Here is a 14,344-nt window from a genome sequence, read left to right on the forward strand (position 1 = left end):
TGCTGATGGCTGGCGCTGCGGGCCTCACCTGGCAGGTTCAGGACTGGCGCATGGGCAAGAAGCTCGCCGAGCAGGCCAGCCTGCACAAGGATGACCTGGCGGCGATCACCAATGCCGCCGCCGACCAAGCCCGCGACGAGACCGATAAGCGCATGGCCCTGGAGCAGCAGCTCGCCGGCCAGGACCAACAACACACCAGGGAATTATCCGATGCCCAACGCAACCAGGCTGTTCTGCGCGATCGCCTTGCCACTTCTGATCTGCGGCTGTCAGTCCTCCTTGCCGAGGATTCAGCCAGTGGCTGCAACGTGCCTGCCACCCCCGGCGCCGTCGGCGTGGTTCATGGAGCCGCGCGAGCCCAACTTGACCCAGCGCATGCTCAACGAATTCTCGCCATCACCGGTGACGGCGATCAAGGATTGATCGCGCTGCGGGCGTGCCAGGCGTATGTCAGGGCGATAGCTCGCTGACTGTCTGATCAGTCAGGAGCCATGAGGACGGCCAGGGTCAGCTTGATGAACTCTTCGTTCTCGTCGATGGTGTGCAGAGCGCCGCGCACGTTCTCGGCCACATCAGCGGAGCCACGCTGCTCGACCCAGTTCGAGATCTCCATGATGGACGCCTCAAGGGCCAGCTGGTTTTCGTAGAGCTTGGAGAGCAGGGAAGGGAGTAGGTCTGAGTTGGGCATCGGCGGTCCTCTGGTGGAGTGAACAGCTTAGCAGTCGGTGTTCTTTGGGGTGTTTGTGTTCGGTCGGCAGGACGCCGGGGGAGGGGTAAGTCGTTTCCGCAACCTGATGCGCGCCCCTTGTTCTATGCGGCTTGTAGGGCATCAAAAAATGCTCTGGTGCGGAAATGATGAAGACCTAAGCTGTTGATTTGTATTGTTAAGTCGGCAGTCTTGAAAACCGGCGAACGTTAATAGCGTTCCCAGGGTTCGAATCCCTGGTTTCCCGCCAAGATTTACACGAAAGCCCCGCTGATGCGGGGCTTTTGCGTTTCTGGGGCTTGGACACTTCCGATCTTAATTTGCTCGGCGTTCCAGAACTATTATGGAAGCGTTCCATAACTTTTCTATTTTGACGGCTTCGCGGTGGCGCCGAGTCTCCTATAAACGCGCTTTGTGATTTCCTGATTGCTATGCCCCAATAGCAGGCTCGCATCGCCGATATCCACAATTTCAGACGCCGCCTTGGGTCGGATATCTCGGAATTGGAACCCGCCGATCTTTGCAGCGAGCATCGGATCTCCTTGTTCGATAGCTTTCTCGCAAGCCATCTCTCAGCAGGTGAGATCGTAGAAAAATGGCGCTTCCGCTAGCGCCCGCTACGATCTTGTTGTGGCAATAAGCCATATAGGGGAGGAAGTGGGCATGAAACGGTTTATGATTTTTTCAGTGATAGCCGTGCTGGCAGGATGCTCAGGGAAAATTGTCACGTATGAGCAATCTGACTGCAAGAATGGTTGTGAGGGTGTTCCTTTTTTTCGGCTAGTTCAGGTAAAGGAGCATTACATTCAGGACAAAATCCTGAATAAAGAAGGTGAGATGCTACGTTACGCCGGCGGCGACGAAAACACTGGCTGCTTTGCGGTCCAAGTCACTGAAACGAAGCTAATCCCGGCGGCCCAGGAAAGCTATATCCGTTACGAGGCTGGATGGCTCGAAACTTCTAAATTCTCGGTAGACCTAAACGATAACGGTAGCTTGGCAAAGGTGGGCGCCGATTCGACACCCGGACTGAAGATGGCAGTGGACGCGGTGTCCACACTAGCAACCGCCTATGGGACGGTGAAGTCCACCGATAAGTCTAAATCAAAAATTCAACTACCTTACTGCAACGCTGGCAGAGTTCCCGTGACCGGAGCCTAGTTGAACCAGTTAGGCCCAGCTCATCGCTGGGCTTTTTGCATCTGTACTTGGTTGTAGCGTACTGTATTTTCCCCTCTTTAGTATGCGGCGTGTTACCTATGTCTGATGAAGTTCGGCTTGTCGTCATCATCAATACCCAGCCAGGTCGAGGCTCGGACCAGCTCGCGGCTTTTGAAAAACTCGCTCCTTTGGTCAGGGCTGAGCAAGGGTGCATTCAATATGATATCCATCCTGTAGTCGGAAACAGCGATAGCTTTGTATTGATCGAGAAGTGGGCATCAAAAGAAGCGCTTGATGCACATGATCTCGCTCCGCATATGCTTGAGGCAGCCAAGCACAACCCGACGTTCCGTGCGGGGCCGGCTACAGTGCTGTTTTTGGAATCGGCGGTGCTTTCATCGTACTGAAGAAGGGCTGAGCTCACAACAGAAGAGCCCAGCCCCACGCAGGGCTCTTTGCATCTGGCTTTCCCAGTGCTATTTTTCCGAATTAACCCCCACACGGAGAGTGCAATGGCCCGATACTTCAAAAGTCTAGACAATGGCAAGGTTGAAGAAGTCGATGCGTTTCAGGTTCTGGCAATATTGTTCCTAGGCCCACTCTATCTTTGCTTCGCCGGCCTTTGGCGCCATTTATTAATCTGGGGTATTGCTATAGGGTTGGGGCTGTTTGCAGGCCCGCCTTGGGCAGCTATACCTATTGCTGGACTGCCAATCATCTACTGTTTTTTGATACGTAGAATTGTGGCAGATGAGTATTTGAAGAAGGGCTGGGTAGAGGTGGCTGATCCAAAGCTTGCACTCGATAAAGAAGTTCCAGACGCTTAGTCTCTTGCAGATTAGTTGCTTTGAGCCCAGCCTCGCGCTGGGCTTTTTGCCTTCTGCGGCCAGGTGCTACAGTCCCGCCAAACCAAAGAGGCAACGACATGCGAAGTGTTGTAGCGGGACAGGCGGTTATTCTGCTGGCTGGGTGTTCGTGATCGGTGCGCTTCTGATCGTGACCGGTGTACTGGTACTAACGTTAATCGAGAGCAAAAAAGCGAGAGCAGAGGTCGCAGCGACCCTCGGTTCGAGCGTGGTTCGTCAGAACGCCCTAAGCCAGGAGCTCCGCGCCGAAATTGAGGAAATCAATAAACAGAATTTGCTCGAAATGGCTGCGGTATCCAAGGATCATCATTACGAGATGGAGAATCTAAGGATCATTCTTTCCATCGCTGAGCAGGATCTCGACGCGGCTCTGAAGGTCGCTTCTAAGGCTACACAGTAAGACATACAAATGCAGAGCCAGATCGACCATACCAATGCGTTGATGGCTTCTTGTGCCTGACCACCCCTCTTTTTTTAGCGCTATCGTTTAGCGAACGCTCAAAATATGAACTTCATCACCAGAGAGCGAATTGCTCTGCGTACCCCATGCGAAAAAATAGCCGTAGTCAGCCAAATAATAAAATTTTCTAACGATTGCGTGCTTGTCGCCTTGAGTCGTGCAGCCCATTTCCTTGGCTTTTCCAGTCAGTCCAGCACTGAGCTCATCGGCGTCAAGTTCGCGCTTTACAGTGCAGTCGACCGCGTAGCCTTTCCCGTCGCCCCAACGTTGCTCAGCGCCGTGCTGGCGCCCCTGAGCGGAGTAACTCAGGAGAGAGCCTATGGGCATGCGCTGCCAATCCCCGGAAAAACTCAAGCTTTTGAGTTCATAGGTGCCCACTTTCTGGTCAAACGTAGTGATGGTACTGGCGAGCACAATCAACCCCCGCCAAGTAACTCTACGTATCTCGTACGCCTCACTGCGTACATCGACAACTACTTGCCCGCTCGCTGAGTCCGTGGTGAGGAAATTCTCTTCGTACACCAACGAAGCACCACCCTTGCGGGTGGGTGTCCGGCTCGTCGCAACATAGCTGAGTTTTTTGGCTGCCGGTTGCAGATTGAGGGCGTTGATTGCAGAAAGCATTGGCGTACCAACACTATATGGGCTTGGCACAGCACGCACTTTGTAGCGCGGTTTATACGTGGGCAGTTGCTTCAGTTGTTCAGCGCCGGCGCACAGCGTCTTGAACAACAGCTTGTAATCATCGCGGGCTTGCGCAACAGTCTTGACGACTGGATTCTGCGGGGTCTCACCGTCTATCACACTGTTAAATATATCAACGTCATAACTGGCCAGCCGACGAAACTTCTGCTCGGTGCAATCGACAGCATAGTGTTCACGCTTTTGGGCAGACGGCGTGCCTTGCGAGGCATCCGTCAGTATTTTTTTATTGTCATACGCCCCCCAGAACAGCGTTTCCGAGCCTTGCTGTTTGATGCTATGCCTATCAAGCATCACCCATTGGTCATCCTCTTTTACGCTGACGACTCTCCAGTCGGGCTGCGGTGTCTCAGAACAGGCGTGAATGAAACTCGGGTTACTGGTGAGCCCTGAATAAAGGGATGACGTCAGGGAGCGTGCGCCCACGTACACCCCGTTTTGCCGATTGATGTAAACCCGCGCAAAGGGAGAATCAATGTAAGCGGCACGCAGTTGTGCCACGCTGCAAGACGCCTCCAATTGCACAACGGTGCGTTCCGGTTTTGCATCTGTTTTCGGAGCGACGAGCTGGAAATTCAATCTGTCTCCGTCACGGAATACCGTATCAGCTACCACAGGTTGACCCAGAAAAACGCCATATGCCTTTACCGCACTTTTGCTCAGCGACACTGGCTGACTAACACACCCCCCGACGGCTGCCATGGAAAGCAGTAACGCAATTCGTTGCACAGGTATTCCTTAGAGAAGTTCTGGAGTAAGCGCCGTTTTTCAAGAGTCATCTCGGTGCGCGCCGTATTTTGCGCGTCGTGACCGGTCATTTCGCTACCGGTAAAACCAACTCCTTCTGCCCTTCCACCGTCACGTCATAAACCTTCTCGCTACACACCGAGAACCCCTGCAAATCAAACTCCACCAGATAGGTCTTGTTCGCTTTCGGCAGAAAGCTGCGCGACAACGGCCCGCACTTTTCCAGGCTGTACGAGGTCCCGCGATCATTGCGCCAGTTCGCAACGCCTTCCACCACCGTCAACTGATTCGCCGGCACCAACGTCTCCCGGAACGGCCGGGCACGATAGAGCCCATGGGCCAGGCCCTTGTATAACCCTCGGACAAACGCCGGCGCCTGTTGCTCCAGGGAATCGTTGTAAACAACCCCCACGCTGCTCAAATTCCCCTCGGGCCCAGCGCTGAAGCTCACCTGCGATTCGGTGCTGAGCATTCTGAAAATAACCTTCGCATGGTGGTCGTCTGCCGTCAGTACGACCGGCTTGGGTTTGGCCGGCGGCAGGCCTTTATGAGAAGAACAACCCGCACCAAAAACAGCCACCAGGCACAACGGAAAGACCCAAGCAAAGGAACGACCCATAGATAAATTCAAACCCTGTTAAATGCCATGATGGTTAAGTGCGAGATAGCTTAATGCCATCACTTGAAAAAGTATCTCCCCAACCGCCCATGGGCCTCGTAATATTCCCGGTCGGGAGCTGATGAAGGGCCGCAATGGCAGCCTGTTGACCCTGTCTTACCTGGGCGCAGAACGCACCATGCCCAACTACAACGTGATGGGCATGGCCAAGGCTTCGCTGGAGGCTGGCGTACGGTATCTGGCCGGCTCGTTGAGCCCCGAAGGCACGCGGGTTAACGCGGTGTCTGCCGGGCCGATTCGCACCCTCGCCGCTTCCGGCATCTAGAATTTCCTCAAGACGCTGGTGGCCAACGAGGCGCAAACGCCGTTGCGCCGTAACGTCACCATTGAAGAGGTCGGCAATGCCGGCGCCTTCCTGTGCTCGGGCCTGGAGTCGGGAATCAGCGGGGAAATCATGTACGTGGACGGCGGCTTTAACACCACAGCCATGGGCAATCTCGACGAGTGATCGTCAGGCCGTAACAGTGCCCCATTTACTGGGGTGCTGTTGCGTCAAACCCCTTGCCGCACAAAACACTGCTCCACCACCGACTTGCCCCACTGCTGCCCTTCCTGCTCCGACTCCAGCACAAAGCCCACGTTTTGATACAGCTTATGGGCGGCGACCACTGGTTCAGATATGACGATAAAGGTACCAGTACTACTCGGTTCGCACATACGGCCCGCGAGGCTCTGCCTTACCTGAGCGGTGAAGCATTGGCCCACTGGGCCAAAGGGCCTCTCCCGGACACCAAAAGCTCGTAAACGCTTCACCGCTACCGTCGACAAGGGCGTCTTGCTCGCGCCATGGCCTAAGATGATTTCGTCAAGATGTGTCTACTGTACGGTTACTTTTAACGCACGGCTTAGCGGTGTTGGTGGATTTTAGTGCTCACCCTCTCCACGGACTTGCTGTAGCGGTCGCCCCGGGCGTCGATGCACATGGCGCTCAGGTAGATCGGCCTGGCCAATTTTCCCCGGCGCGACGCTCTTCAGCGACGTGTAATTGATCATGCCCTGGCGGCCGCTCGGGCCGATGTTTATTCGCGGGCACGGCTGAATCATTGGGCTGATTTGCAGTCAAAAAATTAACCCTCTCAAGCAATTAGGACGTTCAAGATGAAGCGCGCAGCAATAACCCTTTTGGCCATTTCTGGTCTTATTCTGCTTGGTGGTTGCGTGCCTATCTGGGACGACGGAGGACGGTATGGGCATGATCGTTACAGAGGGGATGATCATGGGCGCAGATACGACCAGGGCTACGATGACCAAGGTCGGGGCCGTGGGTATGATCGCCGATACGATGATCGCGGGTATGATCGTTATCACGGTCGAGATCGTGATGATCGGGATGACTGATTCCTTGAGTATCAGTGGCGGCCTATAGCGTTATAGGCCGCGAATTCGTCCGCATCGGATGTCGCTTGAATCCCTTCGAGTGTTGCCCGTCTACGCCGCGACAAAATCCGCTAAGGCCAGGGGCAAGGCAACCACCCTGCTGTCATCACAGAGGGCTGAGCGATATCCGATACACCGCGCTGGTTGATCAGTTTTCCTGGTTCGCCTCGATCATCTTTTCGATGTCGGTGGCGACCGGCTTCCTCCAGTTCTTGATCCGGCCTGGCTTCAGGTCGATGTTCAGGATCAGGTAGTCACCGTAATGCTGGGCGGGGAAGAGGTCCGGCACGTAGCCTTCATCGCACCCACGAACCTCGGCCACCTCGCAATAAGTCGCAGATAGCGAAACGCCCGCTCAGGGGTGGGATACGCATTCAGGTCGGGGAGGGCATCAATCGTCATGCTTGCGGCTCCAGGGGAGAGAGAAGCCAGAAGCGCAGCACAAGCAAGGGCGCGCGATCAGCCTTCGAGTCCCGCAATCCTCGCGTGACCCGAAGGGTGTTAAGCGCGCTTAGATGCGGATGATCTGGGTGATGTGCGGCTTACCTTTGAGGGGGGCGTAGATTTCTACGATTGCTGCCCAGATTGCTGGCGAACCAGGCTGCTGTGCTTTGGCGTGATAGCGATAGTTTGTGCCGGCGACGACCTGGGTCGCAACCGTCTCAGGGGTGTATTGCACCCCCACAAAGCCTTCCAAGGCTTCTTTGAATACAGCATGGTCCTTTGGAGTCAGTTCGTGGTAAGCAGTCCATCCGCCAACACCAACGTAGTTTTCTTGAGCTGACATACTATAAATCTCCATATTTAAGTTCCTACTCGTTTGGCTTTTCGGAGTTCGCCCCGTCTATTGAATGGTTTCCGGAATCCATTTCCTGAGGGTGCTCCTGGGCAACGACTGTTGGTCGCAAAACAGATTCCTGGGAAGGCACCAATGCTTAACGCTTTGGTCGGGCAGGGTCAGCCATAGGCGCGCGTGCATGCCTGAGCATTTGGCTATGGAGGATGGGGTGGCGGTCACCCGCTTCAGATCCTCTTCCCTGATAGAAACAATTCACCAATGAGTGATGATTGCCAGACGTCCACGTCTTGTCCAAGGTGGCTCTGCGCATGAGGCATGCCGCTTGATGGCTTTAAGCTATCAAATACAAGGGGAATGTATGTACGTGTTTGGCAGTGCTGGGTGTAAGGCATCGACGATTGGTGAAATCGAAAGCAGCACCTGATCCCGCAATTTTTTAACCTGGAGGGTGCCTAATCGGCGGTTATTGTTGGGTGCCACGCTCCGTTAACGGATGCAGCGAGTGGGATGGGTATTACGGAACTAAAACCTTCAATACCGTCTACATTTCAGGGAGCATTCCCTTCCGGAGAAGACAGTCATGTTTAGATCACGCACGCTTGTAGCTGCTATCTGCCTTACTTTGGCCGTTGGCTCGGTGGCCGCACTCGCAGACCCTGGCAATGGGAAAGGTCAAGGCAATGGAAAAGGCAACTCACAAGGTGGTCAAGGTCATGGCAACCAGGGTAATAAGGGGAAAGGTCCCAGCGGAGACGATTGGTCTCGCGGACCAAGCATTGACCGAGGCAGCGTATTGGGAGTGCTCGGCGGCTACCGTGACTACTGGAGCCCAGGCCCTTCACTGCCACCCGGAATACAAAAGAACCTCGCCAGAGGGAAGCCTCTTCCTCCAGGCATCGCCAAGAAACTTGATGGTCGATTGCTGGGCAGACTTCCACATTACGACGGCTACGAATGGCAGCAGGCAGGCACGGACTTGATACTGGTCGCAATTGCTTCCGGCATAATCTACGAAGTCCTCAACGGCGCCTTCGATTAAGGCGATAACGCTTCGACGATCTATGCCAAACGCCCGCCGCCACGCGGGCGTTGTTGTATCCGCGCTAAACGCGACCATGAGCAATCGCAAGGTCGGCTGTCTCAGGGGCTGATCGTAGGCTTGCTTCACGGCTACGCCAATGCACAAACACACCAAATCCATGACAGCCAAACAATCCGGCGGGTGCAATCGAACGTGTCTATCGGGAAAGATCAAGGCACATCACAACCATTCCGATTTCGGCCATGTCGGTACTGAAAGGGATTTCGCCCAGCGCCCTGAACAATTTAGGGCCAAAGGAAAAATGCCCAGAAGAGTTGGGTGTCAGCCTGCGCCAAAAAAGCAAAGCCCCGGAGGTTCGCGGCTCCAGGGCTTCTATTTTCGCCTCCATCCCTAAACGGCTGGCGAACGTGGTCGCAGATTATCAGCGGCCCCCGGATGTTTCACTACGACTATTGGCGATAGTGTTCGATCGGCAGCACGCGGGGGAGGGCGGAATGATTTCCGCCACCTTATGCGCCCCATGATCGGCTCGGGCTCCAACGCATTCAAAAGTGCCTTGGTGCGGTAATTATTAGAATCTAACGTATTGTTTTAAAAAGTTACTTTGGATTCCTGGAAGCCAGTGAGCGTTACTGGCGATTCCAGGGTTCGAATCCTGACGCACACCTTTTATGAAGGCGTTGACCCGAGTAAGAGGTTCGCCAACGTGACGAGTCCACTCGCCGCGTTACCCGATAATGTTCGAGGGGCGGAGATTACTCTCACGGGCGAAGGGCCCGATGCTGCGCTGCTGATCCGGTTTGCTTTTCCAAAGCTGGGAGCCAATCTAAGCGATTAACTGCTGAACAAACCTCGCCTGGGTTGCGACATGTGCAGCCCCTGGCGAACTCGGGGATCAGCACTAAAGGCTTCGCTCAGTCGCTATGCCCGCTCCTCAATCGTATTAGCCATTTCACGACTTCGAACCACATTACGCTCAGCGCGACGATGCCAAATGCGAAAAGTAGCAGTACTGGCGCGGGTGTCACGAATGAGAACAGCTGGGTAACCGGCGGAAAAAATAGCGCTATCGCCAACATGGCCAACGTTGCGAAAGCGATCCAACTGAGCTGGGTGCCAAACGCGCCAGGCCCCACCCAGCGCGTGCGGCCCCATGACTTATTGGTATGGATCAGGGCGAGGTTGGCCAGCGCCAGGACGACGAAGGTCAGTGTTCTCGCCAGCTCATCTCGCTCAGACGCTACCGGCGCAAAGAACCTCATACCCGCATACGTCGCGAGAAGCAGTATCAGTAAGCCAATGCCCTGGCAGAGGCCGCGTATCATCACTGCGCTGTCGAACAACCGTTGCTCCTTTCGACGTGGAGGAGCCTTCATCGCATCCGGCTCAAGCGGTTCGGCCTCGAACACGACCGAGCAGGCAGGGTCGATGATCAGTTGCAAGAACAAAATGTGCGCCGGCATCAGCACCATCGGCCAGCCGAAAAGCACTGGAAGCATCGATAGGCCGACGATCGGCACGTGTACGGCCACCACAAACACAATCGCCTTGCGCAAGTTGGAGAAAATGCGGCGGCCATAGCGCACGGCGGTCACCAACGACTCGAAATCATCATTGAGCAAAACCAGTGCGGCCGCCTCGCGTGCGACCTCGGTGCCACGCGCACCCATCGCAACGCCAATATCGGCAGCCTTCAGTGCAGGCGCGTCGTTGACACCGTCGCCGGTCATGGCGACGACATCACCCTGTGTACGGAACGCGCGGACCAGGCGCAGTTTCTGCTCTGGCTGAACACGGCAGAAGATCTGCGTCGTGATCAATCGTGCGGCCAGCTCAGAATCGTTCAGCGTGGACAGTTCGGTTCCAGTGATCACCGGCGCATCGGTGCCCAGCCCGGCCTGCCTGGCGACCGACATCGCTGTGGCCGGGTGGTCGCCAGTCATCATCACCACACGGATGCCTGCGGCCCGGCACTCGGCAATAGCCTGCGGCACATCTGGACGAATCGGATCTTCGAGCCCGACCAATCCTAGAAACCTGAAGTCGAAGTCGTGCTGTAAACCGGGCAATACCTCGGCGGCGAAGGTCGCCTGTGCGACGCCGAGAACGCGAAGCCCGTCTGCCGCCATTGCCAGCACCTGAGCCGCAATGCGCGCGCTGCGAACGGGATCCATATGGCACAAATCGACGATTGCCTCGGGCGCTCCCTTTGCGGCAATGAGTCGCTCTCGTTGATTCGGTGATTGCCAGACCCGCGACATTGCCAGCATCTGGGGTGACAAGGGATAGTCGTCGATCAGGGTCCAGTCGGCGTGAAGGTGCTCGGTGAGCGCCAGCAGGCTCTGCCCGGTCTCGCCGATGGCCGACTCCATCGGGTCGAAAGCACGGCGGTGGCTGGCGAGAACCGCGTACTCAAGCACACCATGGAGTGCCTCCTGCAAAGGCATGCCGCCGTCAGTACCGTCTCTGGCGACTTCATACTCAGCCTCCTCGGACCAAAGGCGCCTGACCGTCATTCTGTTAGCCGTCAGCGTACCGGTCTTGTCGACGCATAAGACGGTGGTCGCACCGAGCAATTCGACGGCAGGGATGCTACGCGCTAACACCTTCTCACGGGCGAGTCGCCAGGCGCCGAGGCCTAGAAAGAGCGTCAGTACAACCGGCAACTCCTCCGGTAGGATTGCCATCGCCAGCGTCAGGCCCGCCAGCATCCCATGCAGCCAGTCACCGCGCAGCAGCCCGAAAGCGATAGCGAGCGCCGCCGCCAGCGCCAGGCCTATGACAGCGACCCGCTTGACCACACGACGCGTTTGCTGTTGTGTCGGGGTGGGTTCCACCTCGATGTCCGCCAGTGACTGGCCAATCCGGCCCAGCGCACTGCGCTCGCCTGTGGCGGTGACACGTCCCTGGGCGGTGCCGCACGTGACCAATGTGCCTGAAAATGCCTGCGCAAGGGTCGCATCCATTGGCGGCGGCGCTGGATCACCAAGTGTATGAGACTGCGGCGCGACCAGCTTGCTGACTGGCATGGATTCTCCGGTCAGCAAGGACTCATCAATTGATAGGTTGGCGCATGTTGTCAGTAGCAGGTCAGCGGGTACGCGATCGCCTTCAGCCAGCATCACAACATCGCCAACGACCAGGTCCCGCGCGGGAACGCTGCACTCCTTACCTTCCCTTAGCACTTTAGCCCTTGGGCTGGAGAGGTCCCGCAACGCATTCAGGGAGCGTTCACTGCGTCGCTGTTGGACAAAGCTGATGCTCATCACGACGAAGACAAAGCCCAGCAACATCAGGGCTTCCTGGACATCGCCCAGCACCATATACAAAGCGCCGCACGCGACCAGCAGGAGAAACATCGGCTCGAAGACCACGTCACACATCAGGCGCAAGGCGCTGCGTCGGCGGGAGGCGGGGAGTTCGTTCGGCCCGTCCTGCGCCAGACGTTGCTGCACCTGCGCCTCGCACAAACCCTCAAGCGGCGTCTGCGAACCTGAATGAGGTAGCTCAGCGTTCACAACGCGGCCGTTATGAGTGGGTGATCGTGACTCGAATCAAGGGGGGGCAATGGGGCAATGTGTGTCATCAGGTTCTGTACCCCCATGGCGCTGCGATACCTGCAGGCTGGCTCTATAGCGATGTGATGTCCTGCCTCGAGGCTTGTAGTCGTATCGACCTCGAGGCATGCGTCTAAGACCATCATGTAATCCGTCCTACAGGTACGCTAGCACAACGTTGCTTTAAATATTGCGGCATTCGCCGCTCTCGATAAGGGAGCCCCAAGAACGCCTGAATCAGTTTGGCCCTTTGCGGATATCCAGGCTCAGAGCGTGCCGTTTTCATCGTGCAGTTGGGACTTTAGATGTATGCGAAACATCGATGTCCAGCTCATTTCACGCGTCCGGCTGTCTTGTATAAACCTGAATTGTTACAGAAATGGAAAATTACTTTCACGGGAAACGAGGTCATTCCATCGGCGGGAAAGTGTTATAAGTTTTTCACCTTAGGCTCTGCCCTGTACTAAAAATAAACCGTTATAAAACGGTACCTTGCGCTGCGCAGTCAATGCGTTGCGACTTAGAAACCTTCTCATCTGCCATCGACTTATGACTCTTCGCTTTTGACCGCCTGACTTCAGGGGAGACCCTGCTGACTGTGCGTTGAGAGACGAGGCAGCTCTATTAAAAACAGGGGAACAAACAATGTCTTTTAAGTGGAATTTGGTGGCGCTGACGGTCTCGCTGGGTGCTAGTCAACTAGCGTCAGCCGCGGGTGTGGAGGACCAGGCGACTGCCAAGGGGTTTGTTGAAGGCAGTAGTTTGAACCTGCTGCTTCGTAACTTTTATTTTGATCGTGACGGTAAGAATTCGGCGGGTGATAAACAGGACTGGTTGCAGGTGATACAAGGCAACTTCTCCTCCGGCTTCACCCAAGGCACCATCGGTTTTGGTGTAGATGCTTACGGATACTGGGGCGTGAAGCTGGACGGTGGCAAAGGCAATGCAGGCTATGGCAACTTGCCGGTCGACAGCAACGGCCGGCCGGAGAATGACTTCAGCAGTGCAGGCGCATCGATCAAGGCACGGTTCTCCAAGACTGAACTGCATTATGGCAACTTGCAGCCCAACAACCCGGTCCTGGCCACGGCGGGTACTCGCGCCACGCCTCAAACAGCGACTGGCTTCAACCTGTTGAGCAGCGAAATTGAAGGGTTGAACTTCGACGCCGGGCACTTCACCAGCAGTAACGGTCCGACCACGACCAACAATAGCCACGAATTGTATGCCGGTTATGCCAACATACCGGCCAAGAGCATTGACTACCTCGGCGGTAAGTACACGCTGACCGATAACTTGTCCATGAGCGTGTTTGCCTCGGACCTCAAGGACGTCTGGCATCAATACTACGGTAATGCCAACTACACGATTCCGTTCACTGCCGATCAATCATTGAACCTGGACTTCAACATCTACCGCACCACCGATTCCGGCCAGTCCAAAGCCGGTTCCATCAACAACACCACTTGGTCGTTGGCAGCGGCGTACTCTTTCCTGAGTGCTCATACCGTCACACTGGCATTCCAGAAAGTTCACGGCGACACGCCGTTCGACTATGTGGCCGTGGGTAATAACAAGTCGGGTGATCTGGCCGACTCCATCTTCCTGGCCAACTCGGTTCAATATTCTGACTTTAACGGCCCAGGCGAAAAGTCCTGGCAGGCCCGTTACGACTTGAACATGGCGACTTATGGCGTGCCAGGGCTGAGTTTTATGACGCGCTACCTCAACGGTGACAATATCGACGGCACGCACATGCCGGTCGGCAGCGCCTACCGTGCCTATGGTTATGGTGCTGACGGTAAGCACCATGAAACCAACTTTGAAGCCAAATACGTGGTGCAGAGCGGCCCGGTCAAAGACTTGTCGATGCGCGTGCGTCAAGCCTGGCACCGCGGTAATGCTGATCAGGCGGAAGGGGATTACAACGAAACCCGTCTGATCGTGGATTACCCAATCTCGATTTTCTAAGCGGACGATCGCCGGTCAAGCCCGGAAGACGCAACGCATTGACGGCCAGTTTCAGCTCTGCTGAAGCTGGCGTTTTTGTTTGTATAACGCGTTCTTTGTCGGCGGGAGGCTATGTCCGACGCTTGCCCTACAAGGTTGAGGTTCCCGTTTTGGCAGCCTGAACCTGCGGATCGTTACGCGCTTGTGCTGATTCGGGTGCCGACCGGCCCTGAGGTCGCTTTGTTGCGAAACCCACTGACATGCACTGGGCATTTCTCATGACCTTCCGGATGTTCTG

General features: G+C 55.8%; 15 protein-coding genes and 3 pseudogenes. 10 read left to right on the top strand and 8 right to left on the bottom strand.

Annotation, left to right across the window (positions count from 1 at the left end):
• The first annotated feature begins 2 nt into the window (after positions 1 to 2).
• Positions 3 to 470, top strand: coding sequence for a lysis system i-spanin subunit Rz (locus AC07W0_RS25245; RefSeq protein WP_495029341.1), 468 nt, complete (start codon positions 3 to 5; stop codon positions 468 to 470).
• A gap of 8 nt (positions 471 to 478) precedes the next feature.
• Here the strand turns inward: AC07W0_RS25245 and AC07W0_RS25250 are convergent, their stop codons facing one another.
• Both AC07W0_RS25250 and AC07W0_RS25255 read right to left on the bottom strand, forming a co-directional pair.
• Complete coding sequence (locus tag AC07W0_RS25250; protein ID WP_046383000.1) at positions 479 to 688, bottom strand: hypothetical protein; 210 nt, start codon at positions 686 to 688, stop codon at positions 479 to 481.
• Between the two features lie 383 nt (positions 689 to 1,071).
• Positions 1,072 to 1,278: pseudogene (locus AC07W0_RS25255) on the bottom strand (site-specific integrase); the annotation flags it as partial.
• 91 nt (positions 1,279 to 1,369) lie between these two features.
• Between AC07W0_RS25255 and AC07W0_RS25260 the strand changes: the two are divergent.
• From AC07W0_RS25260 to AC07W0_RS25275, 4 genes are all read left to right on the top strand, one after another.
• The gene (locus AC07W0_RS25260; protein WP_046485310.1) at positions 1,370 to 1,867 is read left to right on the top strand and encodes a hypothetical protein; all 498 of its coding nucleotides are present in this window, start codon (positions 1,370 to 1,372) and stop codon (positions 1,865 to 1,867) included.
• Between the two features lie 98 nt (positions 1,868 to 1,965).
• Positions 1,966 to 2,274 (top strand): putative quinol monooxygenase, encoded by a 309-nt coding sequence (locus AC07W0_RS25265; protein WP_102618753.1) that lies wholly within the window; start codon positions 1,966 to 1,968, stop codon positions 2,272 to 2,274.
• Between the two features lie 105 nt (positions 2,275 to 2,379).
• Positions 2,380 to 2,694, top strand: coding sequence for a hypothetical protein (locus AC07W0_RS25270; protein WP_046485314.1), 315 nt, complete (start codon positions 2,380 to 2,382; stop codon positions 2,692 to 2,694).
• Between the two features lie 148 nt (positions 2,695 to 2,842).
• Complete coding sequence (locus tag AC07W0_RS25275) at positions 2,843 to 3,133, top strand: hypothetical protein (protein ID WP_126585723.1); 291 nt, start codon at positions 2,843 to 2,845, stop codon at positions 3,131 to 3,133.
• Between the two features lie 87 nt (positions 3,134 to 3,220).
• Here AC07W0_RS25275 and AC07W0_RS25280 read toward each other — a convergent pair whose 3' ends face one another.
• Both AC07W0_RS25280 and AC07W0_RS25285 read right to left on the bottom strand, forming a co-directional pair.
• Positions 3,221 to 4,624, bottom strand: coding sequence for a surface-adhesin E family protein (locus tag AC07W0_RS25280; RefSeq protein WP_146013199.1), 1,404 nt, complete (start codon positions 4,622 to 4,624; stop codon positions 3,221 to 3,223).
• An 85-nt stretch (positions 4,625 to 4,709) separates the two neighbouring features.
• A complete protein-coding gene (locus tag AC07W0_RS25285; RefSeq protein WP_173677844.1) occupies positions 4,710 to 5,261 on the bottom strand; it encodes a hypothetical protein in 552 nt (183 codons plus the stop codon).
• A gap of 109 nt (positions 5,262 to 5,370) precedes the next feature.
• On the opposite strand from AC07W0_RS25285, the pseudogene fabI reads away from it, so the two are divergent.
• Positions 5,371 to 5,769, top strand: a pseudogene (gene fabI / locus AC07W0_RS25290) (enoyl-ACP reductase FabI); the annotation flags it as partial.
• Positions 5,770 to 5,813: 44 nt separating this feature from the next.
• Here the strand turns inward: fabI and AC07W0_RS25295 are convergent.
• Positions 5,814 to 5,921: pseudogene (locus AC07W0_RS25295) on the bottom strand (MarR family transcriptional regulator); the annotation flags it as partial.
• Positions 5,922 to 6,507: 586 nt separating this feature from the next.
• Between AC07W0_RS25295 and AC07W0_RS25300 the strand changes: the two are divergent.
• On the top strand, positions 6,508 to 6,687 hold the full coding sequence (locus AC07W0_RS25300) for a hypothetical protein (RefSeq protein ID WP_046383012.1): 180 nt from the start codon (positions 6,508 to 6,510) through the stop codon (positions 6,685 to 6,687).
• A 159-nt stretch (positions 6,688 to 6,846) separates the two neighbouring features.
• On the opposite strand, the gene AC07W0_RS25305 is transcribed toward AC07W0_RS25300, so the two are convergent.
• Complete coding sequence (locus AC07W0_RS25305) at positions 6,847 to 6,987, bottom strand: hypothetical protein (protein ID WP_162231504.1); 141 nt, start codon at positions 6,985 to 6,987, stop codon at positions 6,847 to 6,849.
• 222 nt (positions 6,988 to 7,209) lie between these two features.
• Positions 7,210 to 7,485: a hypothetical protein gene (locus AC07W0_RS25310; protein WP_046385245.1), complete on the bottom strand. Its 276-nt coding sequence runs from the start codon at positions 7,483 to 7,485 to the stop codon at positions 7,210 to 7,212.
• 592 nt (positions 7,486 to 8,077) lie between these two features.
• Between AC07W0_RS25310 and AC07W0_RS25315 the strand changes: the two genes are divergently transcribed.
• Together AC07W0_RS25315 and AC07W0_RS25320 are read left to right on the top strand one after the other, a co-directional pair.
• The gene (locus AC07W0_RS25315) at positions 8,078 to 8,536 is read left to right on the top strand and encodes an anti-virulence regulator CigR family protein (protein WP_081610141.1); all 459 of its coding nucleotides are present in this window, start codon (positions 8,078 to 8,080) and stop codon (positions 8,534 to 8,536) included.
• Between the two features lie 245 nt (positions 8,537 to 8,781).
• Positions 8,782 to 9,063, top strand: coding sequence for a hypothetical protein (locus AC07W0_RS25320; protein WP_156422907.1), 282 nt, complete (start codon positions 8,782 to 8,784; stop codon positions 9,061 to 9,063).
• Between the two features lie 390 nt (positions 9,064 to 9,453).
• Here AC07W0_RS25320 and AC07W0_RS25325 read toward each other — a convergent pair whose 3' ends face one another.
• On the bottom strand, positions 9,454 to 12,057 hold the full coding sequence (locus tag AC07W0_RS25325; protein ID WP_102618750.1) for a cation-translocating P-type ATPase: 2,604 nt from the start codon (positions 12,055 to 12,057) through the stop codon (positions 9,454 to 9,456).
• Between the two features lie 684 nt (positions 12,058 to 12,741).
• Between AC07W0_RS25325 and AC07W0_RS25330 the strand changes: the two genes are divergently transcribed.
• Complete coding sequence (locus tag AC07W0_RS25330; RefSeq protein ID WP_102618749.1) at positions 12,742 to 14,067, top strand: OprD family porin; 1,326 nt, start codon at positions 12,742 to 12,744, stop codon at positions 14,065 to 14,067.
• The last annotated feature ends 277 nt before the right edge of the window (positions 14,068 to 14,344 follow it).

This window comes from Pseudomonas sp. GW704-F2 (genome assembly GCF_059423025.1).